The 26,031-nt window shown below is 54.4% G+C and carries 16 protein-coding genes; 12 read left to right on the forward strand and 4 right to left on the reverse strand.

Translation table 11 applies throughout. From position 1 onward, the window contains the following. Positions 1 to 39 precede the first annotated feature (39 nt). Positions 40 to 1,152 (reverse strand): carboxylate-amine ligase, encoded by a 1,113-nt coding sequence (locus AABA21_RS26150; protein ID WP_338254752.1) that lies wholly within the window; start codon positions 1,150 to 1,152, stop codon positions 40 to 42. 363 nt (positions 1,153 to 1,515) lie between these two features. Here AABA21_RS26150 and AABA21_RS26155 point away from each other — a divergent pair, with 363 nt between their 5' ends. The 4 genes from AABA21_RS26155 (at position 1,516) to AABA21_RS26170 (ending at position 8,317) form a co-directional block, all read left to right on the forward strand. Continuing rightward, a complete protein-coding gene (locus AABA21_RS26155; RefSeq protein WP_338254754.1) occupies positions 1,516 to 2,436 on the forward strand; it encodes a DUF5996 family protein in 921 nt (306 codons plus the stop codon). A gap of 253 nt (positions 2,437 to 2,689) precedes the next feature. Further along, a complete protein-coding gene (locus AABA21_RS26160; RefSeq protein WP_338254756.1) occupies positions 2,690 to 5,833 on the forward strand; it encodes a DEAD/DEAH box helicase in 3,144 nt (1,047 codons plus the stop codon). A gap of 5 nt (positions 5,834 to 5,838) precedes the next feature. Then, the gene (locus AABA21_RS26165; protein ID WP_338254758.1) at positions 5,839 to 6,678 is read left to right on the forward strand and encodes an SWIM zinc finger family protein; all 840 of its coding nucleotides are present in this window, start codon (positions 5,839 to 5,841) and stop codon (positions 6,676 to 6,678) included. A 280-nt stretch (positions 6,679 to 6,958) separates the two neighbouring features. Further along, a complete protein-coding gene (locus AABA21_RS26170; RefSeq protein WP_420917221.1) occupies positions 6,959 to 8,317 on the forward strand; it encodes an APC family permease in 1,359 nt (452 codons plus the stop codon). Positions 8,318 to 8,430: 113 nt separating this feature from the next. On the opposite strand, the gene glmS is transcribed toward AABA21_RS26170, so the two are convergent. Then, positions 8,431 to 10,299: a glutamine--fructose-6-phosphate transaminase (isomerizing) gene (gene glmS, locus AABA21_RS26175; protein ID WP_338254762.1), complete on the reverse strand. Its 1,869-nt coding sequence runs from the start codon at positions 10,297 to 10,299 to the stop codon at positions 8,431 to 8,433. 686 nt (positions 10,300 to 10,985) lie between these two features. On the opposite strand from glmS, the gene AABA21_RS26180 reads away from it, so the two are divergent. The 7 genes from AABA21_RS26180 (at position 10,986) to AABA21_RS26210 (ending at position 23,108) form a co-directional block, all read left to right on the forward strand. Continuing rightward, positions 10,986 to 13,016, forward strand: coding sequence for an ABC transporter ATP-binding protein (locus AABA21_RS26180; protein ID WP_338254765.1), 2,031 nt, complete (start codon positions 10,986 to 10,988; stop codon positions 13,014 to 13,016). A 147-nt stretch (positions 13,017 to 13,163) separates the two neighbouring features. After that, on the forward strand, positions 13,164 to 14,363 hold the full coding sequence (locus AABA21_RS26185) for a WD40/YVTN/BNR-like repeat-containing protein (RefSeq protein WP_338254768.1): 1,200 nt from the start codon (positions 13,164 to 13,166) through the stop codon (positions 14,361 to 14,363). A gap of 205 nt (positions 14,364 to 14,568) precedes the next feature. Next, entirely contained in the window at positions 14,569 to 15,006 is a 438-nt protein-coding gene (locus AABA21_RS26190; RefSeq protein ID WP_338254770.1) for a hypothetical protein, read from the forward strand. A 368-nt stretch (positions 15,007 to 15,374) separates the two neighbouring features. After that, positions 15,375 to 17,033: an FHA domain-containing protein gene (locus AABA21_RS26195; RefSeq protein WP_338254772.1), complete on the forward strand. Its 1,659-nt coding sequence runs from the start codon at positions 15,375 to 15,377 to the stop codon at positions 17,031 to 17,033. Positions 17,034 to 17,424: 391 nt separating this feature from the next. Further along, on the forward strand, positions 17,425 to 17,847 hold the full coding sequence (locus AABA21_RS26200) for a hypothetical protein (protein ID WP_338254774.1): 423 nt from the start codon (positions 17,425 to 17,427) through the stop codon (positions 17,845 to 17,847). A 436-nt stretch (positions 17,848 to 18,283) separates the two neighbouring features. Then, positions 18,284 to 21,022, forward strand: coding sequence for a valine--tRNA ligase (locus AABA21_RS26205; RefSeq protein WP_338254775.1), 2,739 nt, complete (start codon positions 18,284 to 18,286; stop codon positions 21,020 to 21,022). 1,084 nt (positions 21,023 to 22,106) lie between these two features. Further along, on the forward strand, positions 22,107 to 23,108 hold the full coding sequence (locus tag AABA21_RS26210) for a GAF domain-containing protein (RefSeq protein ID WP_338254776.1): 1,002 nt from the start codon (positions 22,107 to 22,109) through the stop codon (positions 23,106 to 23,108). 167 nt (positions 23,109 to 23,275) lie between these two features. On the opposite strand, the gene AABA21_RS26215 is transcribed toward AABA21_RS26210, so the two are convergent. Together AABA21_RS26215 and AABA21_RS26220 are read right to left on the reverse strand one after the other, a co-directional pair. Continuing rightward, positions 23,276 to 23,971: a VC0807 family protein gene (locus tag AABA21_RS26215; protein ID WP_338254778.1), complete on the reverse strand. Its 696-nt coding sequence runs from the start codon at positions 23,969 to 23,971 to the stop codon at positions 23,276 to 23,278. Positions 23,972 to 24,122: 151 nt separating this feature from the next. After that, positions 24,123 to 24,713, reverse strand: a complete 591-nt coding sequence (locus AABA21_RS26220) for a DUF6585 family protein (RefSeq protein WP_338254780.1) — start codon at positions 24,711 to 24,713, stop codon at positions 24,123 to 24,125. Between the two features lie 404 nt (positions 24,714 to 25,117). Here AABA21_RS26220 and AABA21_RS26225 point away from each other — a divergent pair, with 404 nt between their 5' ends. Next, complete coding sequence (locus AABA21_RS26225; protein ID WP_338254782.1) at positions 25,118 to 25,897, forward strand: tryptophan-rich sensory protein; 780 nt, start codon at positions 25,118 to 25,120, stop codon at positions 25,895 to 25,897. Positions 25,898 to 26,031 lie beyond the last annotated feature (134 nt).

Raw genomic sequence — 26,031 nt, forward strand, 5'->3', positions numbered from 1 at the left:
TCGAAGGGATCGGTGTCTGATGCCGGCAGGGGCACCGGTTTAAAAACTACAGGTCTGATCGACGATGTAATCTACCAGAGCATGAAAATCGCCAGTGCGCTGATAGAAAGCGTGCTGGCGACGAGCCCCATTACCCTCTTGTAATATGCGATGGGTAGTGGCCGAGACGCGTTGCCAATCGCCCTCTGCTTCCAGCGCCGGTCGTAAGAAGGCCAGAAACTGCTCAATGCACTGCTGGGCCGGTACGGTACGCTGGGCCTGCACATCGAACAGGCGATCATCCAGACCATAGCGTGCCGCGCGCCAATGCATTGCTCGCAATTGGTCGGTAGTCACATCTGGAAAGGGCATTTTTCGCATCACCATGTCATATGTCGTGCGGACCAGAGCGCGGATCATGCCGGTAACCATCACGGCTTCGTCGATGGTCATACAGACATCCATGATGCGAAACTCAAGCGTTGGAAAGCGTTCTGAGAGGCGTACGTCCCAGTAGATCTTGGTCGCATCGTCGATGCTCTCCGTCGCGATCAAATGCTCAATCGTACTGCGGTAGTCCTTATAGGAAGCAAACGATGGAGGGGGACCGGCCAGCGGAACGGTCCACCACAGACCAGTGCGATAATCCTGATAACCGGTATACTCTCCCAGCCAGAAAGGGGAATTGGCGGTCAGAGCAATAATCGGTGTGAGCCAGGCGCGGGTATGATTGAGAACCTGGGTCGCCACCTCCTGATCCGGTATGCCGATGTGGACATGGCAGCCAAAGATAACCTGCTCACGAATCAATTGTTGATACGTCTCGATCAAAGCACGGTAGCGCTCTTTCGGGGTTACCTGCTGCTTATTCCACTGGGAGAAAGGATGGGTGCCCGCGGCCGCGATGAGTTGGCCAGCCTGATTGGCGGCCGCGATCACACCGCTGCGCATGCGCGTCAGCTCATGTTGAACATCCGCCAGCGAATGACAGATCGGGGTCGCGATTTCAATCTGAGACAAAATCATCTCAAACTGTACCGCATCCTCACTCAACGTAGCCTGGGCCGTTGGCAAGATCTCATGGGCCTTCTGGCTTAACTCACGTGTATGAGGATCGATAATCTGATACTCTTCCTCAACGCCAATAGTAAAAGAATGAGATTGCAGGGACATGGGAACGCCTCCTTGCAACGATTATGGTCGGAATATATTACATACAATACGAAACCCTGCCTAATAAGTATACAGCATAAAGATGCTATTTAAAGCTCTTCTGTAGTGGCGGCTCTAAAAATTCTTTATATATTGCATACTTTCCAGGGACTCTTATTGTGCAAAAATACCAGTGTTAGCTACAGGACGGTCTGTTTCTATTATGAAGCGTTCCAAAAGTCCTTACCTTTTTTGTAGAGAGGAGGCATGCAATGGTTGAACTAGAAAATATGATAGGATAGGAGCATATTGTGGGACAGTAGTTGAATATAGTTCTGCTTACACGTGGTATGTTTGTTTATGTGGGAGGAGATGAATTACATCATGCAGAGCAAGACTTCTGTAAGTATGGTGGCGGAGAAGTGGCCGCCGTTACCATTTGAGGCCTGGAAAGAAACCTGCGAGACACTACACCTGTGGACGCAGATGGTGGGCAAGGTACGACTGGCGTTAAGTCCATACTGCAATCACTGGTGGCAGGTAGCCCTCTACGTCTCGGCGCGTGGCCTGACGACCTCACCCATCCCCTATGAGCATGGTTTCTTTGAGATCAGCTTTGATTTTATTGATCACAAACTCCTGATCGCCACCGATGATGGTCGCAGCAGAACATTGTTCCTTTATTCGCGTTCGGTCGCCAATTTCTATCACGAATTCATGGATTCGCTGCGTGCGTTGAATATCCAGGTCAGCATTGATCCACGCCCCTGTGAGATCGACCACGCTATCCCCTTCGATCAAGATCTTAATCACGATACCTATGATCCTCTGTATGCCCACCGCTTCTGGCATATCCTGCAGCAGGTGGATCGGGTTATGAAAGAGTTTCGCGGTCGCTTCATCGGCAAATGCAGCCCGGTTCATTTCTTCTGGGGGAGCTTCGACCTGGCCGTGACCCGCTTCTCGGGCAGAAGGGCCCCCGAGAGGGAGGGGGCTGATCGCATTACGCGTGAGGCGTACTCACACGAGGTCATCAGCTGTGGCTTCTGGCCCGGCAATGCCGCCTCGCCCCGGGCGTCCTTCTACGTTTACGCGGCCCCCGAACCGTCTAATCTGGGCAGCGCACTCATCAAGCCGGATAAAGCATTCCATAATGATGACCAGGCCGAATTCTTCTACCTCTACGACGACATGCGCCAGGCGCCGGATCCCGAGCAGGCACTGCTGGACTTCTTCCAGAGCACATACGAAGCCGCCGCCAACCTCGCCAACTGGAACCGCGCCGCGCTGGAGCGAAGCAGTTAGAAGCGCCCGCGAGGGGCGCACCTACGGTTGGGCATGCCGTACGCGGAGGGGAAAGCGCCCGCGAGGGGCGCACCTACGGTTGGGCATGCCGTACGCGGAGGGGAAAGCGCCCGCAAGGGGCGCACCTACGGGGGATATTCGACAATAAGAGAATGAATATGCTATGCTGTACAAAAATTTTCATACATGAAGACATGCTATGAGCGCGATTGACGCGTCCTGATCGTATCGTGGCTCATGTCGGGAGTATCGCATGCATATCATCCACGGGTTCTGGCTTCCTGACGATGCGCAGGAATTCCAGCAGGATGGAAATTTCTATCTCTGGGTTGAGACGGACACGGCGCAAGCTGTGGCGAAGTCTGTGCCAGACGCTGTTCATCCACGGCACCTGGCACAGAATGCTCTGGAGACGTTTCTGGTGGAGAAGTTGGGCCTGCAAGAGCTCTCCTCGCTGGCGAATACCCTATGCAGCCGTTATATATTGCTGCCGACGGTGGATGACAGGCCCGCTCCCTCTTTTGAGCTGTTGCGCTACGTTGAGGAGGAGCCGCCGCTCGAATTTGAGCTCAAGCCCTGGCAGGTTTGTTGCTATCAGATAACGGAGATCATTACCGTCCTGAACGCCATCCATTTCAAGGCGCTCAATGGTGCTGAAGATTTTCAATTGGGGGCGGATCTCTTGTTCTGGCAACAATATACCCAGGCCCTCAAAGCGATCATCACCAAAGACCAGTATATTCCGGCTTTAAAATACCAGGCTCTCGATGTGGTGGAGGAGAAGGGGAAGCGCGGCAAAAAGACGGCCCGTTTCGTGCTCCATCCGGCCTGGGAGCTGATTTCAGATAGCTACGAGACGAGCATCCGGCGCTATCTTGACGCCATGCCGGGGGCATGTGTGGCTGGAGTCCATAGTCCAGAGCGCGCGGTCCTCTTCTACAAAGAAGCGTTGTTGCGCCATTTCTCTGAATGCCTGCTCCACAACATTGTGACGGGTACTCCTTTCACTGGCGCCTTTGACCACCAGATCGCCGACACGCTGCTCTACAGGTGCATTTATCCCTATCGTCCCACGTCCACTCAAGAACCCACCGAGGCACTGCAGGAGTATAAAGACTGGCTCAACTGGCGTAACAACCTGACGCAGGCGCATACGGGGGCTGGCTTTACGCTTTGTCTGCGTTTAGAGGAAGCCAGCGCCGGGGATGTGGATAGCTGGCACATGCATTTCCTGGTGGCCTCCAGGCGCGATCCCTCCCATCAACTGAGTCTGTTCGATTACTGGGAAATGGAGCCCCGAGCGCGCGCCGAGGCGGTGCGCTCCTTTGGCGACGACTTTGAAAAGAATCTTTTATTGGCCCTAGGCTATGCCGCGCGCATCTACCCACTGATCTGGAAGGGCATGACCACAGATAAGCCGATCGGCTTCCATCTCAAGCTTGACGAAGCATTTACCTTCTTGAAAGAGGCGGCCTGGGTACTGGAGGATGCTGACTATATTGTGATCGTCCCCTCCTGGTGGACGCCCGAGGGCAGGCGGCGCAGCAAGGTCCGTCTCAAGACATCACTGCGTTCATCCAAAGGATCGGCTGCTGCGGCTGGAGGCGATCATTTCAATCTTAAGAAAATCGTTGACTATAACTATCAACTCTCGATTGGCGGACAGGCTGTCTCAGAAGAAGAATGGCGCCAGCTGGTTAACTCCAAATCACCGCTGGTCATGTTTCGTGGTCAGTGGATGGAGCTCGATCGCGAAAAGATGCAGCAGATGCTCGAATTCTGGCAGAAGCACAAGAACGAATCCGCCGAGATCTCACTGATGGATCTGCTCAAGTTAGGCGCCGAGGGGGCTGATGATCTGGAATGGGAGTATGATCAAGACCTGCAGGACATGCTGTCACAGCTTGACGATAAAAACGCTATCACCCCTATTGATGATCCCGTGGCGCTGCAGGGGAACCTGCGTGAGTACCAGAAGCGCGGCGTCGCCTGGCTTCACTATCTGGAGAGCCTGGGGCTGAATCCCTGCCTGGCCGACGATATGGGATTGGGCAAAACTCTGCAGGTTATCGCTCGTCTGCTCAAGGAGCGCGAGGCGAGCGAGTCCGTCGGACCAACCCTGATTATTGCCCCCACCTCGGTGCTGGGCAACTGGCGCAAAGAGATCGAGCGCTTTGCACCTCAGTTGAAGGTGCTGGTGCACCAGGGCGGCACGCGTCCCAAAGAGAAGAAGGCGTTCCTGGAGTTGTATCAGGGACAGGATGTGATCCTGACCTCGTTCGCCCTGGCGCGGCTGGATGAAAAGCTATTGCAGAGCATCGACTGGCACCGCGTCGTGGTCGACGAGGCCCAGAACATCAAGAATCCACAGGCGGCGCAGACGCGCGCCATCCTCAAACTGGGGGCCATCCATCGACTGGCCCTGACCGGCACCCCGGTCGAGAACCGCCTACGCGACCTGTGGTCCATCTTCAACTTCCTCAATCCCGGCTACCTGGGTAAGGAAGCGCAGTTTCGCAAAAACTTTGAGCTGCCAATCTATAAAGACAACAATGCGCTGCAATCGACGACCCTCAAAAAGCTGGTCGAACCGTTTATCCTGCGGCGCGTCAAGACCGACAAGCGCATCATCAACGACCTGCCGGACAAAGTTGAGCAGAAGATGTACTGCACCCTTTCGGCCGAGCAGGCCTCGCTGTACGAGGCGGTGGTCAAAGACGTGATGGAACAGCTGGACGAGGCCGAGGGCATGCAGCGCAAGGGCATGATCCTGGCGACGCTGCTCAAGCTCAAACAGATCTGCAACCATCCCATGCAGTTTTTGCAGGATGGTAGCGCCTTCACCACCGAGCGCTCCCACAAGTTGCAGCGACTGACCGAGATGGTAGAAGAGGTCATCGAGAGTGGAGAGAGCGCGCTGATCTTCACCCAGTTTACAGAGATCGGTGACGCCCTGCAGCGCTATCTTGAGCACAAGAAATACTACAATACCTATTATCTGCATGGTGGAACCAATGTTGCCAGGCGCGAAAGGATGGTGACCGAATTCCAGGATCCGGCCACCGAGCCATCCCTCTTCATCCTCTCGCTACGCGCGGGTGGCGTTGGCCTCAATCTCACCAAAGCCAACCACGTCTTTCACTTTGACCGCTGGTGGAATCCATCCGTTGAAGACCAGGCCACCGACCGCGCCTTCCGCATCGGTCAGCGCAAAAACGTCTTTGTGCACAAATTTATCGCCATGGGGACCATGGAGGAGCGCATCGACGCCATGATCGAAGACAAGAAGCGGCTCTCCTCGCTCGTCGTGGGGAGCGACGAATCCTGGTTGACGGAACTGGATAATAATACGTTTAAAGAGCTGATCGAGCTGCGCCGCAGCGCGGTCGTGGAGTAGGAACGATGACACAGTTCAGTCGCACATGGTGGGGCCAGCGCTTCATCCAGGCCCTCGAACAATTTACCGACACCGGTCGCCTCAGCCGTGGACGCTCATACGCCACCAACGGTCGCATCATCAGCTATAAGATCGACCGCAGCGCCGTCCAGGCCAGGGTACGCGGCTCCATCAATCCCTACTTTGGCGTCTTTGAGGAGCCCATCTACAAGACCTCGATCATCCTGAGATCCATCAGCGCCAGAGAATGGAGCAAGGTGATCCAGAACATCGCCAGCCGGGCTGACCTGCTCACCAAACTGCTGATGAACGAGATGCCCGACACCATCGAGGACGCTTTCATCGAGCAGGATTTGCACCTGCTGCCACACAGCGCGCTCGACTTCGAGACCGACTGTTCGTGTCCAGACTACGCCAATCCCTGCAAGCATATCGCCGGTGTCTACTATCTGCTGGCATCCGCCCTGGACAAAGATCCTTTTCTCATGTTTACCCTGCGTGGACTCCCGCGCGAAGAGCTGCAGGCCGAGCTGGCTAAAACCCCACTGGGAGCGACCCTGGCCTCCGCTTTAACTACCAGCGAGCCCAAAGTCCAGCCCGTAGAGTCCTACTACACCCGTCCAACGACGAAACCCCAGCAGATCGCCAGCCACAAAGAGTTCTGGACCGGGGCGACGCGCCTGCCCGCGCCTCAGCAGACGGTGGCAGCGCAGCCAGCCGTTCCCGCCCTCCTGATCAAAAAGCAGGGCGACTACCCCGCCTTCTGGCACAAAAACGCCTCCTTCATCGGCGCCATGGAAGAGTTCTACGAACGCGTCCGCACCAAAAACAAACAGATGAAGTAGAAATTCATATTTATTGACTCTATTGATGCGAACGGCCGCCAATGCGGCCGTTCGCATCAATAGAGTCAATAAATATGATATAAATATATTAAAGCATCGTTATTTGCTTATTGCTGGTATTATCAATGCAAAGGAGGGAGCCGTGGGTTCTTCAGGCCTGAATGAGGGATCAAAGAGAGATGGCACAGGAACCAAGCAAGGTGGGGTCGCAGAGCAGGCGAACGGCGGATTTGTACGCAGCGTTAATCTGCGCACCGCGATCGCGATCAACATGACCCAGATGTGCGGTATTGGACCCTTCATCACCATTCCCCTCATGGTCGCGGCCTTTGGTGGTCCGCAGGCCATTCTTGGCTGGGTCGCGGGAGCGCTGCTAGCCCTGTCGGATGGGCTGATCTGGGCGGAACTGGGAGCAGCCATGCCGGGCGCGGGAGGCACCTATATCTATCTGCGCGAGGCCTTTCAGTACCGCACCGGCCGCCTGATGCCATTCATCTTTACCTGGACCGCCGTTCTTTTTATCCCCCTGATCATGTCCACCGGAATCAATGGCCTGGTCTCCTATCTCGGCTATCTCTGGCCCAACATGACCTGGTGGCAGATCGACCTGGTCTCGTTCGCACTGACCGGTCTTGTTCTCTTCGCGCTCTACCGCCGCATCGAGTCGATCGGTATCCTGAGCAACGTCCTGTTTATCGTTATGCTCATCGCCATTGGGACGGTGATTGTAGCATCCTACACCCACTTTAACCCGGCGCTGGCCTTTAGCTATCCATCCGGTGCTTTTACATTGGACAGTCACTTTTGGGGTGGACTGGGTGCGGGGCTGGTCATCGGCATTTATGATTACCTGGGCTATAACACCACGGCTTACATGGGGGCCGAGGTACGCAATCCTGGACGCGCCATCCCCTGGTCCATCATCATCTCCATCTGCGGCATGATGCTGCTGTACCTGGCTCTCAACATCGGTGTCATGGGTGTCGTTCCCTGGCAGACCGTGGCGAAGTCAAGCTCCGTCGCCTCGCTCGTCCTGGAGACCGCCTGGGGCAGAGGTGTCTCAAGCGTGGTCACGGTGCTGATCTTGATCACGGCCTTCGCCTCCGTCTTTGCTGGACTGCTGGGAGGGTCGCGTGTGCCATATAATGCCGCCCGCGACGGCGTCTTCCTGCGACAGTTTGGCAAGCTTCATCCGCGCTACCACTTTCCCCATGTCGCCTTGATCGTCATGTGCGTCATTACTGCCCTGGCCTCCATTCTGCCGCTGGGAACCATTATCTCTATCCTGACCGCCGTCATCGTCATCGTGCAGGCGCTGGGACAGGTAGCGGCCCTGACCGTCTTACGCCGCCGGCAATCCGAGCTGAAGCGTCCCTACCGCATGTGGCTCTATCCGCTATTCAGCATCCTGGCGCTGGTAGGTTGGGTCTATGTCTTTATCGCATCGGGTCTGAGCGGCACCCAGTTTATCCTACCCATCTGGACCAATCCAATGGCCATGGCCATCGCCTGGACGCTGCTGGGCATCATCGCCTACCTGCTTTGGGCCCGCTTCGTCGAGCACACGTGGCCCTTTGGCCCCAAAGAGATCAAAGAGGAATACCTGGAACAGCCCGAGGAAGCCGAAGCCTCGGCCTGAACGCGGAAAATATCGACCGCAAGGGTCGAGCTTATGGTATGAGAGGGGGGAAAATCGACCGCAAGGGTCGAACCTACGGGAGGGGGCCTGTATGTGTGCAGGCCCCCTTCGTTTTATTCGACGGTGACGGATTTGGCGAGGTTGCGGGGCTGGTCGACGTTGCAGCCACGGGCGACGGCTACGTGGTAGGCGAAGAGCTGCAGGGGGACGGAGGCCAGCAGGGGACTGAAGATTTCGAGCGTGTCCGGGACGTACATGATGTCGTCGGCGTGCTGTCGAATGTTTTCGTCTCCTTCAGTGGCGACGACGATGATATGGGCGTCGCGCGCGCGTACCTCCTGGATGTTGCTGACCACTTTCTCATAGACATGGGAGGCGGTGGCGATACCAACCAGGGGCGTCTCGGGATCGAGCAGGGCGATGGAGCCGTGCTTGAGCTCTCCGGCCGGGAAGCCTTCGGCGTGGATGTAGGAGATCTCCTTGAGCTTCAACGCGCCTTCGAGGGCGGTGGGATAGCCCACGCCACGGCCGATGAACATCATGCTGTTGACCGAGGCCATGCGCTTTGCCAGCGGTTCAATGATATCGCCTTCGCTGTTGGCCTGGTCGAGGATGCGCTGGATCTGGTCAGGAAGCTGATCCATGGCGGCCAGGAATTCGCGCATCTGTTCCGGCTGGATGCGGCCACGCGACTGGCCCAGGTAGAGTCCCAGCATGTAGAGGACGGCGACCGAGCTGACGAAGGTCTTGGTGGCGACCACGCCGATCTCGGGTCCGGCCTGCAGGTAGAGGACCGCGTCGGCCAGGCGGGTAATGGCGCTGGAGACGATGTTGGTAACGGCGATTACCGGGGCCCCATGTTCACGGGCCTGGCGGATGCCGACCAGCGTATCGGCGGTCTCACCGGATTGGGTGACGGCGATACAGAGGGTCTCGGGTCCGACGATAGGATCGCAGTAGCGGAACTCGGCGGCCGTAATCGTCTCGACAGGGATGCGCGCCCACTTCTCGATGGCGTACTTGGCGATCATACCCGCGTGATAGGAGGTGCCGCAGGCCACGACCAGGATGCGCTGGATGTTATTGAGCAGTCCCGCGTGCTCCATGCGCTCAAGCTCGGGCAGATGCAATTGACCATCGCGGCTGCGACCGGTCAGGGCGCGGCGCAGGGCCTCTGGCTGCTCGTTGATCTCTTTGATCACGAAGTGGGGATAGCCGCCCTTTTCGGCCGCCTCGATATCCCAGTCGATGATCATAGGGGCACGCTCGATCGGCGTTCCATACAGGGTCGTCAATCTAACACCCTCGGGACGCAGTTCGGCGACCTCGCCCTCTTCGAGGATAAGGATGTTGCGCGTATGCTTGAGGATGGCGGGGATGTCGGAGGCCAGAAACTGCTCGTTTTCACCCAGACCAACGATCAGGGGACCCGCGCAGCGGGCTCCGACCAGCAGATCTGGATGCTCGCGGCTCACCACGCCAATGGAGTAGGCGCCGGTTACGTGCTGCAGGGCGGTGCGTACCGCCAGCACCAGGTCGTGATTGGCGGCCCCGAAGTACTCGCGCTCGATCAGGTGGGCCAGCACCTCGCTATCGGTCTCAGACTGGAAGACGTGTCCACCTTGCTGGAGCTCGCGACGCAGTTCGGCATAGTTTTCGATGATGCCGTTGTGTACAACGGTCAGGCTGCCGCTGCAATCGGGATGGGGATGGGCATTGGTATCGTTTGGTCGCCCATGGGTGGCCCAGCGTGTATGGCCGATACCCAGCGTGCTATCGCCGGGGCGGGAACCATTTTCAACGGTCGCAACGAGGTTGGCGATCTTGCCAGCCTGGCGATGGAGATCAATTGTACCGGTGGAGTTTAAAACGGCGATACCGGCGGAATCGTATCCGCGATATTCGAGTTTGGAGAGGCCATCAAGCAATATGGAAGTGACATCGATCTCTTTTGAGCCGACGTAGCCTATGATACCGCACATGGTGTCGGGTACCTTTCTATGTTGTATGTAATAAAACTCAATTGTTTTACTACATCACTGAGAACGGTTTGTCCTGACCGTTACCGGCAGGCGTTGTGTGTTCTCTTCTCAGGGACGTGATCATCCCTGGAGGCTCCCCGCTGACAGGTTCCGAACAGCCTCCTCCTCGTCAACCGGACTCCCTCCTGCAGTCCGGCCCATGCGCTACTAACAACAACGACATATCAAAATGCATTTAGTCATGCAGTTGAGAGTATACCACAGCCATGGTGAAGATACGGTGTTTGCCTGGTTAAGATCCTATTCGCATAGTACAAATGGTTCGGTATTGCCTTAACAGACCACATCCAATCATCTATGGGGCCGGGTACATCTATATCTATAACGACGGAGATGGTGTTATTTTCTCCACCAACAATATTTGGGTATGCCGGGGGAGAAATCGGCACAAACCAGCGGAAGCACCAAAAGCTGGGGCAAACCCAGCACCTACTGGTAAAATCGACAGGGTGAAAAACCGTCTTGTTGGACAGTGCGTTAAGCTTGAAAATCTACTATACTTTCTGATAGAAGAATTTAAAATGAGTAGACTTCGGACTTTGTGCGCAAAGTGACAAAGCAATTAAGAAGAAAGTTTCTTGCTGGGAGAGTAATCAGGTATGGGTTTTCATCGCATGGGAGGGGGGATGTCCTCCTATTTAGAGGAGCAGAAGCTGCGAGGGCGTAAGACCGATGCACGCACGGTCAGGCGCGTCGCGGCTTCGTTTAAACCGTATAAATGGCAGGTCCTCTTCGTTTTAATCGCCATTATTCTGACCACCGTATTAGGGTTAATCAATCCTTTGTTGATTGCGCGTATCTTTGATGACGCGATCGCCAAAGGGAATCTAAGGCTGCTGGTCATCTATGTCATTATTATGATTGTCACCCCGGTCGTCACCGGACTGATCGGTGTCTGGCAATCCTACCTCAACAACATCATCGGGCAGCGCGTGATGCGCGACTTCCGCAACCGTCTCTATGAGCATCTACAGAGCATGTCGTTGCGCTTCTTCACCGCCACGCGTACAGGAGAGATCCAGTCGCGGCTCTCCAATGATGTCAACGGCGTGCAATCGGTGGTCACCAATACCGCCACCAGCATCGTCTCGAATATATCGACCGTTATCAGCACAATCATTGCCATGCTGGTGCTCAGTCCCATCTTGACCCTTATCTCACTGGGACTGTTGCCGATCTTCCTCTGGATCACCGTCAAAGTTGGCGCGGTCCGGCGTAGCACCAGTAAAGAGACCCAGCAGACCATGGCCTCTCTGACCGCCATGATGCAGGAAACGCTCTCGGTGAGTGGTATCCTGCTGATGAAGACCTTTGGGCGGCAGAAGTACGCACAAAAGCTGTTTGAGGACGAGAACCAGAAGCTCACTGACCTGGAAGTGCGCCAGCAGATGATTGGACGCTGGTTCTTTATGTCGATCAACATCTTCTTTTCGATCATCCCCGCCGTCGTCTACCTGGTGGCGGGCCAGCAGATCATCTCGCACAGCGACCCCTTTATGACCTTTGGTAAGATCGTGGCCTTCACCACCCTGCAGAGCCGCATCTTCTTCCCGATCGGGCAGCTCCTGACGGTCCAGGTTGAGGTGCAGGGATCTCTGGCCCTGTTCGACCGTATATTCGAGTACCTGGATATCCCGATTGAGATCAAAGACAAGCCCAATGCCCTGCGCCTGACGGCCGAGGAGTCCCGTGGACGCGTCACCTTCAAGGATGTCTCCTTTACGTACAAGAAGGATATACCGGATGTATTGATTCCCCTGCCCGAGGCGGCCAAAAATAAAAATAACGGCAATGGCAAACGCGGTTTATTCTCTCTGCGTCGCATGCCGGTAGAGGCCGTACCGACACCGACCAATGGCCGGAATGGGAGCAACGGCAAGAACGGTATCCATGAAAGTGTGGAGGAGGAAGCGCCGCGCCAGACGTTGCACGATGTCTCTTTTGAGATTCAGCCGGGCCAGCTGGCCGCGCTGGTCGGACCCAGCGGTGCTGGCAAGACAACCATGACCTATATGGTGCCCCGGCTCTATGATGTCGATGAGGGCGCGGTAGAGATCGACGGCCACAACGTCAAGGATATCGCCCTGGCCTCGCTTGGCGAGCTTATCGGCGTGGTGACGCAGGAGACCTATCTGCTCCACTCTTCGGTACGCGATAATCTGCTGTATGCGCGCGCCGACGCGACCGACGAGGAGATGATCGCGGCCACCAAAGCAGCCGCCATCCACGATCGTATCATGGAGCTAGCCGATGGTTACGACACTATCGTGGGCGAGCGTGGCTACCGCCTCTCAGGTGGTGAGAAGCAGCGCATCGCCATTGCCCGAGTGATTCTTAAAAATCCACGCATCCTGATCCTTGACGAGGCGACCAGTGCTCTTGACACCCACTCCGAGCGCCTGATCCAGGCCGCGCTGGAGCCATTGATGAAGGGGCGTACCACCCTGGCCATCGCCCACCGTCTTTCTACCATCCTCTCAGCCGATATTATCCTGGTGGTTGATAAAGGAGTGGTCGTTGAGCGTGGAACACACGAGGAACTGCTGGAAAGGGGGGCGTATACGCGCGCCTCTACAACGAGCAGTTTGGCAAAGCCATCCTCAATGAAGAAGAGACGATTGTCTGAGGATAAGTTTGTTTTCAAGGAGCAGGTGTAATACAACAGGTGGGCGCATCCGCGCCCACCTGTTGTATTACACCTGCTCCTTGAAAATCCAGGCGTTGTAATTATATGCGATGGCACATACAATACGAAGAAGCTATCTGCTATTTTCTATGATATATACTTTTAGAGGATTTGACATATGTATACTTCGCGCTATCGTAAACGAGGACCCGCCAGGAGCCGGCGTTTGAGGCTGCTATTCTCGGCGGCCCTGCTGGCTATCTGTCTGCTGACGCTGGCTGGCTGTGGAGCCTCGGATGGTCAGAACACCGACGACAATTCGGTGGTGGTATTGCCCACTCCAACGCCGGGACCCAGTCAGGCTGTCTCACTGCAAACTATCCATATGATCGATGATAAAACCGGCTGGGCGGTCTCCCAGGACGGACACGTGTTGCATACCACACAGGGGGTGGCCCAGTGGAAGGATGTCACACCAAGCGCTGGCGCGCCACAACCGACCTTTAGTAACGCGACCTTTCTGGATGCTCAGAACGCCTGGGTTGCCGGACAGGTCAATGACAAAATCTCCATCTGGCGCACGTATACTGGTGGCGATCTCTGGTTAGAAACCCCTCTACCCGTATCGGGCCAGGGAATCGTGAATATCGATTTCATTGACCCCATGAATGGCTGGCTGCTCCTTAAAAGCGGATCTAACAAACTCACGGATGAGCCGGTGAATGTGTTTTCAACGACCGATGGCGGCAACAATTGGTACCAGTTAGATAGCCCCAACCAGTCGAACAGTTCCAGGCTCAGCACCTTGCCCGCCACCATCGAAAAAACAGGCATCAGTTTTGGAACCACCACACAGGGCTGGGTGACTGGATATAGCGCCGAACAGAATACGCCGATCCTCTACACCAGCGCGGACGCGGGCTATACCTGGACTCCCCAGACCTTGAAGCTACCCGGTAAGAGCGCCATCCGCACGTTTCCACCGGTCTTTTTCGGCCAGAACGATGGCATCCTGCCCGCGCAGATAATGGACAACAGCCACGCGATCGTCATCTACACTACCCAGGATGGCGGAAAAACCTGGAGCGGTAATCCCGCCTCCCCCAGTATCACCTCAACGGTCAGTTTTACGGATGCCAGCCACGGCTGGTCTGCGGGCAGTGATGGGAGCACTATCTATAGCACCAGCGATGGTGGTAAGAACTGGAATCGGGATGCGCCCTTAGGTAAGGGGGTGAATAAAATCGTGACGCTACAATTTATATCGACCAGCAACGGCTGGGTGATTGGCAGCGCAAAAGATGGGAGCGTCCAGCTCTATCAGAGCACCGATGGCGGCAAGAGCTGGACCACTATCAAGACCAGTGCCTCCTCATGATCAGTGCTTAATTATAATGAGATAGAAAAAGGTCCGGACCACGTTGCGGCTCGGGCCTTTTTCTATCTCATTATTAAAAAGTAAAAGCTCATACGCGTATCCAACTTTCTGGCAGGAAAAGCGTAGATACATACGGAACAACTTCTAAATACCATCTAACGCATACTTTATACAAAAGATAATAAAAATATTGGAGGATCAAGTCATGGATGCACGTTTCTACAATCTACGCGATCAGCAAATCAATATTGAAACACTGGCAAATAATCTGGTGAACGCTTACCAGACTCAGGGATATACAGCGCAATATATCGGCAATGGAGATCATGTGCTGGTGCAGTTTAAGAAGGGTAGCGACTTCGAAGCCTTCATTGGTCTGCAAGCGGCGCTCTCACTTTCTCTGCAGCGCACCAATGGTGGCATCATGGCGACCATTGGACAGCAGAAGTGGATAGATAAAATGGCGGTGGGCGCCGCTGGTATCTTTGTGCCAGCGCTGTTCCCCTTACTGCTTACCGCTGGCTTCGGTGCTTTCCGCCAGTTCAACCTGTCCGGACAGATCTTCTCCATGCTTGATGGACTGGTGCGCCAGCAGTATCCAGACGTACAGATCAATCCAACCGCCCAGGCAAGCGCCTTCTAAGCAAGCTGCAGATATACGCCACTTCAGCAGTTGATAGGATGGTGGTGCGCCAGCTGGCGCACCACCATCCTATCAACTGCTGAAGTGGCGTGAAGGTACACCTTTTTGTCGGGTAAAAAACGCCAGTAGGAGTATGGTATACTCTGTCAAGAAGAGGGCAAAGTTACTTTTTTTATTGTTTAACTATCAGCCACCAAATACGTAGATAAGAGTAGATGGCTGGCACAGGTAGAGTGTTTCCTGTGCACTGACTGAAGGTCAGAGAGCACGTCGTATGCGAACAATGCACCAGCCACCAGGTGGTTGTATCTATACGATACATACATGAAGCAAACAGACAAAAATCAAGCTACGTTGGAGGATAACGGATGGATGCCCGCTTTTACAATTCAGATGATATAGACGTGGAGCGATTAGCTAGTGACATCTCCAATGTCTATATTGCCCAGGGCTATCAAGCGCAGCATTTTGGCAATCGAGATCAGATGCTGATTCAGTTAAAAAAAGGCGGCGATTTCGAGGCGATTATTGGTATGCAGGCGGCAATTTCGCTGACCATCCAGCGTACAGCGGGTGGTATTCTGGCGATGATCGGGCGACAGCGCTGGGTTGATAAAGCAGCCGTTGGCGCGGTTGGACTGGTCGCTTTTCCGGTTCTATGGCCGCTGGCATTGACCGCGGGCGCCGGAGCATGGCGCCAGGCCAGTCTGGGAAACCAGGCTTTAAATATCGTGGATGGTCTCGTACGCCAGCAGCGTCCGGGTATCCAGGCGGGCCCCATCCCGACCTACCTTATACCGCAGATGCAGCAGCAATGGGGACAGCCTAACCAGCAGCAGCAGCAGCAGATCCCTTACTATATTCCTTCCAACACGGTTGTCGAGGAGGCGCCACAGCCTTTGTTGCAGGCGCCACAGGCGGCTCCAGCGGCCGCGCCAGCAGGTTTGCGCTGCCCGCAGTGTAATACACCTTATGAGCCGGGGGACACCTTCTGTTCGGGCTGTGGACGTGCCCTGGCCGCTCCCAAACTCTACTGTTCTAACTGCAACTCGGAGTTGAAAGCGGGCACCTCGTTCTGCCCAAAATGTGGGGCCTCGACCTTCAATACGTCCCCGGCCTCGCAGCCCTCGATCCCACAGCCGCGTCCGGCACCGCAGGCGCCGACCTATACACCACCGGCTCCGGTCTATCAACCGCCGGCCGCGCCCCAGGCTCCGGTCTATCAACCGCCGACGCCACCTGTAGCGCCGCCGACGCCGGCCTATCAACCGCCGGCCGCCGCGCAGCCACCGAAGCCGACGTATACACCGCCGCCGGCACCAGCGTATACGCCGCCGCAGACCCAGACGCCCGCATCGCCGCCGCAGCCACAGGTCTACTATGCGCCATCCAGTCAGCAGTCGACCGAGGCTCAGCCAAAGCCGCAGCGGCCACCTGAGCAATACTATGTGCCGCCGACGACCCAGGATCCGGCCGTCAAGCCGCAGCCGAAGGTAACGATGGTGCCCAGTACTCCCCATCAGACCCCGCCGCCACCGCAGCCACGGCCTCAGAAGCAGTATTATATTCCATCCAATCCGGATGTTTTAAAGGCGCAGCAGGATGCCGCGGCACAATCTACTATGCCCAGCACTGCTTCGCAGGCTATCGGGTCCCAACCGACGCTGCCCGCGCAGCCAGCACAGGCGGCTCGCCAATCCACCGGGCCGTGGGGGACGCTGACATTTGGTAATAGTGGACAGCAGATCCAACTGAGCGGTGAACGAGCGGCGGTTGGACGCTATGATCATGATCTGGGTGGTGTGCAACCGGAAGTTGACCTGAGCAAATTTGATGGCGCCGATACCGTCTCGCGCCTTCACGCGGTCATCGAGCGTAATGGGAACAGCTACACACTGACTGATCTGAATAGCACCAACTCCACGCGCATCAATGGTAAGCGCCTGGAGCCAGACACTTCCACGCCCATCAACGACGGGGACACACTCCAGTTCGGCAAGATAATCTGCACCTTCCAAAAGATGTGAGGGTGTCAGACACACTTTTTCCGGGGGGCGTGAGCGCCCCCGCACGGGCGGCCGCATGCGCGGCCGCCTTTATTTTTTTAGAGGTGGGGCAACACTGCGGGTGGGTGCATCCGCACCCACCCGCAGTGTTGCCCCCCACCTCTAAAAAGGAGATGAGCACTGCAGTGTTGCCCCACATCTAAAAAAGGAGATGAGCACCGCAGTGTTGCCCCACATCTAAAAAAGGAGATGAGCACCGCAGTGTTGCCCCACATCTAAAAAAGGAGATGAGCACCGCAGTGTTGCGCTAACATATAAGGATATCCTTGTACATTGAAGAAGTATGATATGCTTATGTGGTCGGGAAATGGAGACAATTTCCGAACTTCCATTGTAAAGGATGACAGGCGACATGGATGTTTTTGCTGATCCCTGGACTCACCAGCTGTTTTATTTTACTGGCGGGGCTGCTGTTATTATTTCGATTGTGCTGGCGATTGTTTTTGGTTTGTTGCGTATACGCAAGCTGCGTTTGCTGGCTGAGAAGAGGCCCGCTGAAGCGCGTGATTATAATGCGTGGCTGATCTTGCTCAATTATATTATTTACGCTTTGCCGGCCTTTATCTGCTCATTTTTGTTGGGGAGCGTGCCGTTGACGACGGCGTTCTACGTTGGTTCTCTGATAGGTCAAAGGCCATTTCCGCTGTTACCATTAATCACTGGTGGCACCGTTGTTGGTCTGGGTGTGGCATGTTATGTGACGACGAAATTTATGTATGGCAAGATGACGTTTGAAGATAGCCTGCTCTCCTCGATCGTCAGCGTGACGCATTGAGTATGTGGGATTTTTTTGGGAAACGTGGTCGTGCGTGGAGAGGGAAATCGGACGCGAGGTCCGAACATATGGGAGCGTGGTCGTGCTTGGAGGCTTGACATTTGGGTTGGGAATCGATAGACTGATGTGAACAAGATGAGATGTATACTGGCTATGATCAGGAGGAGTAGGAGCAGCTCCCGTTAGAGAGGGAAGATCTAGAGGCTGAAAGTCTTCCTCGGAATGAGCGCTACGAAGGTCGCCTGTGAGCCTGGAAACCAGTGTATGCTATTACACAATTTCCACGGGGGTGCCCGATACAGCACTGCTGAGGATCAACCTGGAACGCGCCGTGTATGTGGCGAACCCGTTGATCGAAACAAGGTGGTACCACGAGTTACGTCCTTTCTCGTCCTTGACGGGAAGGGCTTTTTTTATGTGTTAGTAAGAGGTGGATATGATCGAGCAGGAAAAGACAAGAGAGACAACGCCGATCACTGATGTTGCGGCATTGCCCAAGGCGTACGAGCCCCAGGCAGTTGAGGCCCGGTGGTACCGCTTTTGGGAAGAGGGTGGCTACTTCAAGCCCCGTCCGAATCCAGCCCGCAAACCGTTTGTGATCAGCATGCCGCCGCCCAATGTAACGGGCGCGCTCCACCTGGGGCACGCCATTACCGCGACGCTTGAAGATATTATGATCCGTTATCATCGTATGCAGGGCGACGAGACCCTCTGGGTGCCGGGTGAAGACCATGCAGGTATCGCCACCCAGACCGTGGTTGAGCGCTTGCTGGCGACGGAAGGAACGGACCGGCATAAAGTTGGGCGCGAGGCTTTTATAGAGCGTGTCTGGCAATGGGTGCATCAATATAAGAGTCGCATTCAGGACCAGCATCGCCGCCTGGGCGCCTCCTGCGACTGGTCTCGCGAACGTTTTACGCTGGACGAAGGGCTCTCCAAAGCCGTACGCGAAGTGTTTGTACGCCTGTACGAAGAGGGCCTGATCTATCGCGGTGAGCGCATCATCAACTGGTGTCCCGTCTGTATGAGCGCGATTTCGGACCTGGAAGTCAATCATGTGAATACGCCAGGCAAGCTGACCTATGTACGCTATCCTTTGAAGGCATTGGAAGGGCAGGCGGCTGGTGAGACCGAATATATCAGCGTCGCCACCACGCGTCCCGAGACGATCCTGGGTGATACTGGCATCGCCGTCAATCCTAAAGATCCGCGTTACAAAGACCTGGTCGGTCGCATCGCCATCGTCCCGGTCGTCAATCGTGAGATTCCGATCGTGGGAGACGAGGCTGTCGAGGCTGGATTTGGTACCGGGGCCGTCAAGGTTACGCCCGCGCACGATCCGGTCGACTTTGAGATTGGCGCCCGCCACGACCTGCCGCGCGTTCAGGTAATTGGCTTTGACGCCAGAATGACCAGCGAGGCTGGTCCCTACGTGGGCCAGGATCGCTATGAGGCGCGCAAAAATCTGGTGGCTGACCTGGAGAAGATGGGCCTGGTCGTTAAAACCGAGGATTACACGGTGCCGCTGGGACGTTGTCAGCGCAGTGATACCGTGGTCGAGCCCTTGATCTCAAAGCAGTGGTTCATCAAGATGATGCCGCTGGCCACGCCGGCGCTCAACGCCGTCAAGTATGGCCAGATCAAGATCGTGCCCGAGCGCTTCAACAAGACCTACTTTGACTGGCTCGAAAATATCCACGACTGGTGTATCTCGCGTCAGCTCTGGTGGGGGCACCGCATCCCGGTCTGGTATTGTGACGCCTGTGGAGAGATGATCGTCAGTCGTGAAGACGTGACCGCCTGCCCGCAGTGTGATAGTACCCAGATCCGACAGGACGAGGACGTACTGGACACCTGGTTTAGCTCCTGGCTATGGCCATTCAGCACGCTGGGCTGGCCCGATAATACCGCCGACCTGCAGCGCTACTATCCCAACGCTGTGATGGAGACTGGCTATGATATCATCTTCTTCTGGGTCGCGCGCATGGTCATGTCGGGCATCCATTTCATGGGGAATGCGCCGTTCTCGACCATCTACCTGCATGGACTGGTACGCGACGCCAAGGGCGAAAAGATGAGTAAGTCCAAGACCAACGTGGTTGATCCACTGGAGGTGATGGATAAGTTTGGAACCGACGCCCTGCGTTTCACCCTGGCGACCAGTAGCACGCCTGGTAACGACATGAAGCTGATCGACGAGCGCATCGTAGGAAACCGCAACTTCGCCAATAAGATCTGGAACGCCTCGCGCTTCGTGTTGATGAAGACGGCCGACATCGGCGGTGGTATTCCCACCATTGACGCCCTGCAGCCACAGACCCTGGCTGACCGCTGGATTCTGCATCGCTTCGAGCGGCTCACCAGGTCCGTTACGCGTTTGATCGATGACTTCCAGTTTGGCGAAGCGGGCCGCCAGATCAACGAATTCTTCTGGTCGGATTACTGTGACTGGTATGTAGAGAGCGCCAAAGTGCAGATGCAGGGAGACGAGCAGGCGAAGCAGAATACCGCCGCTATCTTACGCGCGGTCCTGGATCAGAGCCTGCGCCTGCTGCACCCCTTCATGCCCTTTGTGACAGAAGAGGTCTGGCAGTACCTGTATCACTTCAGCGAGCCCGACAAAGCGTCCTGGCCGGCTTCCGCCCTGATCGTCGCCTCCTGGCCCCAGTATAACGAGGCTCTGGTGGATGAAGAGGCGGAGCGGCAGTTCAGCCTGGTTCAGCACGTCGTCACCTTGATTCGCGACGCTCGTAACCAGATGAACGTCGAAAAATCGCGTCGTGTACCCGTCATTATGGCGGCCGGCAACGACATTGAAATGTTTGCAGCCCAGTCGCCGGTGATTGAGTTCCTGGCCACCACCGAACGGCCACAACTGCATGCGCAGCTTGCTCAGAAGCCAGAACAGGCCATGAGTCTGCTCGCGGGCGCGGTCGAGATCTATCTACCGCTGGCGGGCCTGCTCGATATCGGCAAAGAACTGGAGCGGCTGGATAAAGAGATCGCCCAGGCCACGCAAGAGGTGGCACGTCTGCAGGGTAAGCTTTCCAACCAGAACTTTGTCGCCCGGGCCAAACCCGAGGTGGTAGAGAAAGAGCGCGAAAAGCTGACGGCACAAGAAGAGCGCGTCACCAAACTGCAGTCCCGGCATAGCGAGCTGGCCAGCCTGAAATAGGCCGCCAGTTCATCTATTCCGCTCTCATCCAGTAACAAAAGAAACGGTCAGAATGGCACCTCCAATTGTACCATTCTGGCCGTTTCCATTAGACACAAGCACGAACAGAGGAGACACAAGCATGAACCGGGAATTATCTACCGCCTCAACGGTTCCGCATTCGTCTCAACCCTTTCGCCTTCCCACAGCTATCTCCCCCTGACAGCAGGCATACTATTGTTTGCTCATGCAGACGACTGGCTTTGTATGCGCATTATTTACCTGCCAACATAACAATAGCAGGGATTATGAGAATTCACCTCTCTTAGAAGCTGTGATCATATTTCTATGCTATTGAAAGCATAATCTATTGCCTGCCGATCTGTCAAGGTTTTTTCATGATAAAATTGACCAACTAAGTCAAGTATTTATAATTTGCCTGCTTTAAGCGGTTGTCACTGCTCTGAGTTGTTTGACTTCCACCACGTTGGGGGTACTTGGGCGCCCCCGCTACGCGGCCGTATTGGTTTTGTGTGTTGGTGCGGCAGGGGCGCGAAAGCGCCCCTGCCGCACCAACACACCATGGGCTTGTGAGCACCGCAGGTGCGAAAGCTCAGGAGTGCCGCAGGCGATGAGCATCCAAGTAAGACATATTCTTAATAAGATATCGCTACCCGGTTGCGAGCCGTAAGTCGTCTCTATAAGGTCATAGAATATAATAAAGAGCGCAAAGTAAGATAGTGATGGATAGAAGCTGTTAAGACAGTTTTGATATAAGTACATTTATTCTGCAATACACAACGTGTTGTTTCAGGTGATAGGATGTGCTTTAGCATAGGCTTTTCCGCATCTTTTTTTGGACAAAACTACCGTCCATTGGGCGTTCATACTAGATAGATGCTTCAATTAGAGAGAGAAAGCCAAGGCAATCAAAGCTGCCTGAAAGTGTGAGAAGAATGGCAGGCATACTATTTGAGTAGGTAATTGATGGAATCACAGGAAAAGAACATTGACGAATACTAGCATAGACGATATGCTGATAGTGAGTGTGATAGTATATTTAAACCTACCAGGTATATGATCCTGTATTTGTTGGTGGTAAAATATGGAAACAACGTGGCGTGAACTGCTTAGAAATGTGGCCAGTGATCCGCTAGAGCAGCAAAAAATCCTTGATAGTTTGAATATCAACGCTATGACCTTAAAACGCTGGGTGAACGGCGAGACCAATCCCCGTCCACAGAACCTGCGCTTACTTTTGAATGCCTTGCCACAATATCGGAAACAACTATTGCTGTTACTCACAACAGAATTTCCCTATATCAAGCAAGAGAACCTTCTTCAGGACGAGCAAATCGCCCTGATCCCGAACGATTTTTATGAGCGTGTCATGAGTACATATGTTGGGGTCTCGCAACACATGCGCTCCGCGACTATCAGTAGCCTGATTCTGCAGCAAATTCTAAAACATCTTGATCCTGATCTCAATGGAATGCTGGTATATGTAGCGCAGTGCGTACCCCCGACGCAGGGGCAGAAGGTACGCAGCCTGCGCATGATGGCCGGTAATGGTACTCCTCCCTGGAGCACCTACGTTGAATATCATCCGCAATTCTTTGGTGCTGAATCGCTGGCAGGCTATGCCGTTTCGTCGGGACACCCGAGCACGCTACAGAACCGTGATGAGATTCAGCGTATCTTCCCATATGATCAGATTGAGGATGTGAGGAGCGCGGTAGCCGCGCCGGTCCTGCTGGCCAACCAGACCGCTGGTGCCATATACATAGCCAGCACGCAGGCTGATTTCTTTTCCCATGCCCATTTATCCTTAATCCAGAAGTACGTTGAACTGATGTGCCTGGCTTTTGAGAGGCAGGAGTTTTATCTGCTATCTGACATCTCCCTGGGGGTTATGCCATCGAGTGAGCAGCAGTTGCCGGCGCTGGTGACATTTCAATCGCTTGTCACGCAACAGATCATCCTGGCAGCCCAGGAGAACCGGACCCTGACCCGTTTACAGGCTGAAAAGATCGCCTGGCAGCAATTGGAGGAGAAATTGTTTATACAGATGAATGAAATGATGCATCGATCTGAAAAAACGGGATGAGCGAAGAGCAATGGAGACGATGGTTTGAACAAGTAGTGACAAGTGGCAATTGCTTCTTCCCCAACCCCACAGAGAGTATAGCATGTGATACTATAAAAAGCCATAAATTTCTTGTCTCGATGGGGCCAGCTTTTCAAACCTTTAAAATTTCGTAATGTTTACTAGACTCATGAATCGGCTATCGGTGGCTCCTGTTCCCTATTCATCGCATCCCATGCGGCGTTTTGATCGCTCTCCTGTTGCACGCTCCACATGGTAAGTCCGATATAGAAGAGGCAGGTAAGCACCAGGATAATAGAGGCGGAGAGATCCACCGGGATCAAAAAGGCCAGCAGCAGCACGCAGAGAGAGAAGATTAGCTGACCAACGCCCCAGACGGTATTCATGCGAAAGATCATGCGACGATAGCTGGCGCTTTCCCGCCAGTAATCAGTATAGTCCGCGATATGATCGGGGGTATGGGCATGGCAGTAGCGATCCACGTAGAAGAGCAGTGGTTTGCCCGCGGCACGTGTAAGCAGCGTTCCTATGCCCAGGATACCAATCGGTAGCACATAATGAATGAGTATTGAGAGCAGTGGCGAGATGTCTGACAGCAGTGCACCAAGCATGATCCAGCCCAGGACATACAACGCCAGCAGTCCGATCAGGTCCAGACCACGCCGCTGGCTATAGTGCCAGACTATATCGCCCAGTGGGAACAGAGCCACCAGCAGCAGTGCCATAGGGGCAGTCATGCGCGCCAGAAAGAGCTGGTATAGCATATAAGGAAAAACCACATCGATAGCGATGCTCTGCAAAATAGCGCTGGGAATGACACTGGAAAAATCGAGGCGTCGGGGGGTGCTGCGTCCACCAGCCATGGCTCTACTCTCCTTCATATCTCGCGGTCAATTATATCTGTTATTATGACATGGACGGTCCAGGGTCGGCAACACCCACGCCTGCGGCAAATTTTCCAGGCGTCCACACATTCGTACGGACGCCTGATTGTGTCTGGATACATGCCTGTCTTTATGAAAGGCTGGTCTTTTTCTTCTTAACCGTAGATGGTATCTGCCGGTTCCGTTTCTGATACTCGCGTTCCACCAGCTGGCCCAGGATATCGACATGCTTCATCGCCGCGTTAAAGACAAATTTCTTCCCATCCTGACGCCAGACTTTAACGACAGAGGCAGGATCATGATTTTTAAAGGTTGTGGCTCGTTTATAGCTCACTCTTCTCATTTGTTCCCAACGCACTACCTCGACCTGGTCACCCACCACACAGATAAAACCCGCGCTATACACATGGACATGCAGGTCTTTATGCATAGGGAGCAGCAACGGCTTGTAATCGCGCAACCAGCAAACCGCGAGGATCGACAGGTACAGGAAAGAAACTACACCGACCAGCGCATAATAAGCGGTACTGCTCATGGTCACATTGATAGAGCAGAAGAAGCCAAAGACGAGCAGGATAATGATCGTTGGAACCGCCGCGCTTAAATAAAGGGCGTAGAAAAGATCCGAGGGTTTGTAGTTTACCTTGAGTGTCACCACAAATTGCTCCAGCTTGTGGTCTTCCCCAAGTTTATACGCCTCTGCCAGCATCTGATCGGACATATGCGGTGCAACCTCCTTGATATAGGGCATGAAATGGGCAAAAACAGGCAATTCAGACGTGGAAAGTATTACTATAGTCATCACGAACAATATTTAGCCCTGGTTTCATTGTACAAGCGGACAATATTACTGATTGTATACATTTAAGGGAGCGCACATACTAGCTATTATGCTGACGCAATAATGGATAAGTACGGATAAGATCGTATAGCTTTACATCAAAAACGTGAACGCCTGTGCACAGGCGTTCACGTTTTTGATGTAAAGCTATACGATCTTATCTTTTCTGGCATCAATAATGAGAGGAGAGAGGTGATACTTAGGTAGCGGGGGAATGAGTGGGTGAGGGTGGTACATATACAGTTGACATTGTGATCGCGGATCAATGGTAAGGAGCATGTTCTATGTCAAGAGATACAACGAGACAGATTATCAACGTCATTGCGACGATCGGCACGGTGCTACTCAATGTGTTTAGCACAAACATCTTTGGGCGCAGTGTGGGGGAGGTTTCGAGCCGACATCCGGTGCCGATTACACCCGCCGGTTATGCCTTTGCTATCTGGGGCATCATCTATATTGGCCTGATCGCGTTTGCCGTCTACCAGGCGTTGCCCGCGCAGCGGGAGAATCCACGGCTACGGCGTATCGGTTACTGGTATGTTTTGAGCTGTGTGGCTAACGTTGCCTGGGAATATGTCTGGCTCAATGAATGGATCAATCTCAGCCTGCTGATGATGGTCATCCTGCTGCTGGCGTTACTGACCATCTATATTCGCGCTGGCATCAATAAAGGGAGCGCCTCGCCGCTGGAAAGCTGGTGCGTGAATGCTCCCTTTGGTATCTATCTGGGATGGATTACTGTCGCCAATATCGTCAATGTCGCTGTGGTGCTGGCTAATCTGGGGTGGCATGGCGCGGGTATCAGCCCTGCTATCTGGACAGCGTTACTACTGATAGTGGGAACCGCCATCGCCATCTACGTCGGGTTGACCTGCGTGGATATGGCCTATCTGACCGTCATTGTGTGGGCATATATAGCCATCATCATCAAAAATAGCGGCACACCTGTTATTGCCATTACCGCGGGCGTAATGGTAGCGGTTGTCCTGGTAACGATGTGCATTATTGGCCTGCGGAGAGATGCCCTGCTACGCCGTGTAGGGGCGCCGGCGTACTCCTGATAGTCCTTTCTTCTCTCCTCTCCTCTCCTTTTTCCTTGCCTTATGGTTAAGGTACTATGCATCTTTTTTTTCTGTGCGGAAGTTGTTAGCGGGCGTTAGAATCATGTTATTATAAATGAGCAGAGAAAAAGGAC

Source organism: Dictyobacter halimunensis (genome assembly GCF_036245075.1).

Excerpts from the sequence above, each read along its gene's own strand:
- AABA21_RS26150 (WP_338254752.1), bottom strand. The coding sequence starts at position 1,152 with ATGTCCCTGCAATCTCATTCTTTTACTATTGGCGTTGAGGAAGAGTAT.
- AABA21_RS26155 (WP_338254754.1), top strand. The coding sequence starts at position 1,516 with ATGCAGAGCAAGACTTCTGTAAGTATGGTGGCGGAGAAGTGGCCGCCG.
- AABA21_RS26160 (WP_338254756.1), top strand. The coding sequence starts at position 2,690 with ATGCATATCATCCACGGGTTCTGGCTTCCTGACGATGCGCAGGAATTC.
- AABA21_RS26165 (WP_338254758.1), top strand. The coding sequence starts at position 5,839 with ATGACACAGTTCAGTCGCACATGGTGGGGCCAGCGCTTCATCCAGGCC.
- AABA21_RS26170 (WP_420917221.1), top strand. The coding sequence starts at position 6,959 with ATGTGCGGTATTGGACCCTTCATCACCATTCCCCTCATGGTCGCGGCC.
- glmS (WP_338254762.1), bottom strand. The coding sequence starts at position 10,299 with ATGTGCGGTATCATAGGCTACGTCGGCTCAAAAGAGATCGATGTCACT.
- AABA21_RS26180 (WP_338254765.1), top strand. The coding sequence starts at position 10,986 with ATGTCCTCCTATTTAGAGGAGCAGAAGCTGCGAGGGCGTAAGACCGAT.
- AABA21_RS26185 (WP_338254768.1), top strand. The coding sequence starts at position 13,164 with ATGTATACTTCGCGCTATCGTAAACGAGGACCCGCCAGGAGCCGGCGT.
- AABA21_RS26190 (WP_338254770.1), top strand. The coding sequence starts at position 14,569 with ATGGATGCACGTTTCTACAATCTACGCGATCAGCAAATCAATATTGAA.
- AABA21_RS26195 (WP_338254772.1), top strand. The coding sequence starts at position 15,375 with ATGGATGCCCGCTTTTACAATTCAGATGATATAGACGTGGAGCGATTA.
- AABA21_RS26200 (WP_338254774.1), top strand. The coding sequence starts at position 17,425 with ATGGATGTTTTTGCTGATCCCTGGACTCACCAGCTGTTTTATTTTACT.
- AABA21_RS26205 (WP_338254775.1), top strand. The coding sequence starts at position 18,284 with ATGATCGAGCAGGAAAAGACAAGAGAGACAACGCCGATCACTGATGTT.
- AABA21_RS26210 (WP_338254776.1), top strand. The coding sequence starts at position 22,107 with ATGGAAACAACGTGGCGTGAACTGCTTAGAAATGTGGCCAGTGATCCG.
- AABA21_RS26215 (WP_338254778.1), bottom strand. The coding sequence starts at position 23,971 with ATGGCTGGTGGACGCAGCACCCCCCGACGCCTCGATTTTTCCAGTGTC.
- AABA21_RS26220 (WP_338254780.1), bottom strand. The coding sequence starts at position 24,713 with ATGTCCGATCAGATGCTGGCAGAGGCGTATAAACTTGGGGAAGACCAC.
- AABA21_RS26225 (WP_338254782.1), top strand. The coding sequence starts at position 25,118 with ATGTCAAGAGATACAACGAGACAGATTATCAACGTCATTGCGACGATC.